Raw genomic sequence first — 3065 nt, forward strand, 5'->3', positions numbered from 1 at the left:
CCCAAGGACCGGAGCGTCCGCGCCACGGTCGATGCGCGCGCGCTGTTCCAAAAGCTGGTCGAGACGCGCCTCGCGACCGGCGAGCCGTACATCATCTTCGCCGACCACGTGAACAAGAACATGCCGCGCCACCACCGCGAGCTCGGGCTGAAGGTATCGACCTCGAACCTGTGCAGCGAGATCACGCTGCCGACCGGCACCGACCACCTCGGCAACGAGCGCACCGCGGTGTGCTGCCTGTCGAGTCTCAACCTCGAAACCTGGGACCAGTGGAACAAGGCCGACGGCTTCATCGAGGATATCATGCGCTTCCTCGACAACGTGCTGCAGGATTTCATCGACCGCGCCGAGCCGGGCATGGAACACGCCGCCTATTCGGCAATGCGCGAGCGGTCGGTCGGGCTGGGCGTGATGGGGTTCCACTCGTTCCTGCAACAGCGCGGGCTGCCGTTCGAGGGCGCGATGGCGAAGTCGTGGAACATGAAGATGTTCAAGCATATCAAGGCGCAAGCCGACGAAGCTAGCATGGCATTGGCGGTCGAGCGCGGCCCCTGCCCCGACGCGCACGATCGCGGCGTGATGGAGCGGTTCAGCTGCAAGATGGCGATCGCGCCGACCGCGAGCATCAGCATCATCTGCGGCGGGACGAGCGCATGCATCGAGCCGATCCCGGCCAACATCTACACGCACAAGACGCTGTCGGGGTCGTGGTCGGTCAAGAACCCGTATCTCGAAAAGATCTTCATCGAGAAATCGAAGAACAGCGACGCGGTGTGGAGCACGATCCTGGAGAATGGCGGGTCGGTTCAGCATCTCGACTTCCTCAGCCAGGAGGAAAAGGACTGCTACAAGACGAGCTTCGAGATCGACCAGCGCTGGCTGATCGAGCTCCAGGCCGACCGCACACCGTATATCGACCAGTCGACCAGCCTCAACCTGTTCATCCGCGCGGATGTCGAGAAGTGGGACCTGCTGATGCTCCACTTCCGCGCGTGGGAGCTGGGGGTGAAGTCGCTATATTACCTGCGCTCGAAGAGCGTCCAGCGCGCCGGGTTCGTTGGCGGGGTCGAGGCCGACAACACGATCGAGGCGCCCAAGTTCGAGCTGGGCGAGAGCACCGATTACGACGAATGCCTCGCTTGCCAATAATATGGCAAGCGTATCGGCCATGAACGAAGCCCCGGCACGCGTCGCCGCGTCCGGGGCTCGATCAACCGTCGCGCGGGGTTCCCCGCGCGGGCGGTCAGGCTTGCTCTTCTTCCTCGAAGGTCACTGCGACGTCGGCGTTGGCGCTCAGCCGCACCTTGTCGCCCTCGACGCCGGCGATCAGGCCGGTCGAGATATAGTGGTGGTGCCCCGCGTGGCTACCGGTGCCTTCGTTGACGTCGGCGCCCGAATCCTTCTTGGTCAGCTTGATGCGGTCGCCCTCGACATGGTCGACGGTGCCGACATGGACGCCGTCGGCGCCGATGACTTCCATATGCTCGGTAATCTGGCTGGTGTCGGCCATGGTATAGCTCCTTGGTTGATGGTTCCGGATGCGCAACGCGCGTCGCGGAGATTCGATGCACGAGCGGGCGAGCCCTGCCAATGATGATCCTCACGCTCCTCGCCATCGCCGTTGCGACGATCGCCATCAGCGGCGTGTCGTGGCGGCGGCGTGGCGGCGGGCCGTTGCCGCGCGGCGCGATCGTCGTAGTGCTGGCCGAACTCGCGGTCGGCGGCGCCATCCTGCTCTATTTCCTGAGTGCGGAGTCGCGGGGATGAGCACCGCTCCGATCATCATGTACGCGGTCGCGGGCGTCGTCGCACTGGGCGGGATCGCCGCGATGTTCGGCATTCGCGGGCCGAGCGAGGGAGCGGTCTATGCGCGGCGGATCGTCGTGACGATGGCGCTCGCGCTGGCGGGCATTCTCGGCTTCTTCGCCTGGTCGATGGCTAGCTGGGGAGCAGGGTCGTGAGCGGCTACAATGCCCCTGCCCCCGATGGCTACCGTGCGGTCGGCAAGCACCGCTACGGTATGACATTGATCGGGCTGATCGCGCTCAGCATCTTCGTGGTCGTCCTGCTCCATCATATTTTGGGAGATAAGGTTTCAACCCCCGTCATTTGGATGGGAGTCGACGCGATCTGGATGATCCGGTCGATCGTATCAATCATCGCGCCGGGGCGACAGGCAGATGCCGTGATTGGGCCGTCGGCGCGCTCTGTACGCATTTGGGCGATCATTCAGCTCGCAGCGTTCACGGTTTTGGGAGCGTTCTGGCTCGACGTTTGGCTTCATCCTTCGACCGGATTGCTGACCCTTGGTGGTACGCCATGAGCGGCGCGCTCCTCCTCGGGATCATCTCGCTCGTCGCGGTGACCGACGTCATCCTCGCGCTCCTGTTCTCCGCAAAGGCCAACCGCGCCGAGAGCCAAATGGGCGCGCCGCCGCGCCCCGCAAACGCCACCGACCCCGAAGCGCTCCGCCGCACCGCGCGCATGCTGCTCACCACCGCGCCCATTATGTGGCTCGTCACCGCCCTTCTGTCGTTCGGGATCGTCCCGATCGATGCTATTGTCCCGATCAAGTTCTAGTCCCGGAGTCGTCCATGTCCCTTCTCGAAGCCCGCAAGCAGTACAAGCCGTTCGAATACCCCTGGGCGTTCGAGTTCTGGAAGCGCCAGCAGCAGCTCCACTGGCTGCCCGAGGAAGTGCCGCTGGGCGAGGATTGCCGCGACTGGGCGCAGAAGCTGTCCGATCACGAACGCAATTTGCTGACCCAGATCTTCCGCTTCTTCACCCAGGCCGATGTCGAGGTGCAGGATTGCTATCACGACAAATACGGCCGCGTGTTCAAGCCGACCGAGATCAAGATGATGCTGACCGCGTTCAGCAACATGGAAACGGTGCACATCGCCGCGTACAGCCACCTGCTCGACACGATCGGCATGCCCGAAAGCGAGTACGGCATGTTCCTCGAATATGCCGAGATGAAGGACAAGCACGACTTCCTCCAGCAATTCGGCGTCGACACCGACGAGGATATCGCGCGCACGCTGGCGATGTTCGGCGGGTTCACC

Annotated in this window: 7 protein-coding genes; 6 read left to right on the forward strand and 1 reads right to left on the reverse strand. The window is 63.6% G+C overall.

The genetic code is table 11. From position 1 onward, the window contains the following. On the forward strand, positions 1 to 1149 hold a 1149-nt coding region (locus JWM94_RS10055; RefSeq protein WP_299425953.1), incomplete at its 5' end, for a ribonucleoside-diphosphate reductase subunit alpha. 94 nt (positions 1150 to 1243) lie between these two features. Here the strand turns inward: JWM94_RS10055 and JWM94_RS10060 are convergent. Beyond that, on the reverse strand, positions 1244 to 1510 hold the full coding sequence (locus tag JWM94_RS10060) for a DUF2171 domain-containing protein (protein ID WP_299425956.1): 267 nt from the start codon (positions 1508 to 1510) through the stop codon (positions 1244 to 1246). Positions 1511 to 1590: 80 nt separating this feature from the next. Between JWM94_RS10060 and JWM94_RS10065 the strand changes: the two genes are divergently transcribed. From JWM94_RS10065 to JWM94_RS10085, 5 genes are all read left to right on the forward strand, one after another. Continuing rightward, a complete protein-coding gene (locus JWM94_RS10065; protein ID WP_299425959.1) occupies positions 1591 to 1767 on the forward strand; it encodes a hypothetical protein in 177 nt (58 codons plus the stop codon). Continuing rightward, on the forward strand, positions 1764 to 1961 hold the full coding sequence (locus JWM94_RS10070) for a hypothetical protein (RefSeq protein WP_299425962.1): 198 nt from the start codon (positions 1764 to 1766) through the stop codon (positions 1959 to 1961). The genes JWM94_RS10065 and JWM94_RS10070 overlap by 4 nt, the downstream gene beginning before the upstream one ends. Beyond that, positions 1958 to 2323 (forward strand): hypothetical protein, encoded by a 366-nt coding sequence (locus JWM94_RS10075; protein ID WP_299425965.1) that lies wholly within the window; start codon positions 1958 to 1960, stop codon positions 2321 to 2323. The genes JWM94_RS10070 and JWM94_RS10075 overlap by 4 nt, the downstream gene beginning before the upstream one ends. Further along, positions 2320 to 2580 carry a hypothetical protein gene (locus JWM94_RS10080; RefSeq protein ID WP_299425968.1) on the forward strand — a complete coding sequence of 87 codons (261 nt, stop codon included), beginning with the start codon at positions 2320 to 2322 and terminating at the stop codon, positions 2578 to 2580. Before JWM94_RS10075 ends, JWM94_RS10080 begins: the two co-directional genes overlap by 4 nt. Positions 2581 to 2594: 14 nt before the next feature. Continuing rightward, a partial coding sequence (locus JWM94_RS10085; protein WP_299425971.1) for a ribonucleotide-diphosphate reductase subunit beta occupies positions 2595 to 3065 on the forward strand: 471 nt, incomplete at its 3' end.

It is taken from the genome of Sphingomonas bacterium, from assembly GCF_028289855.1.
In the GTDB taxonomy this organism is placed as follows: domain Bacteria; phylum Pseudomonadota; class Alphaproteobacteria; order Sphingomonadales; family Sphingomonadaceae; genus Sphingomonas.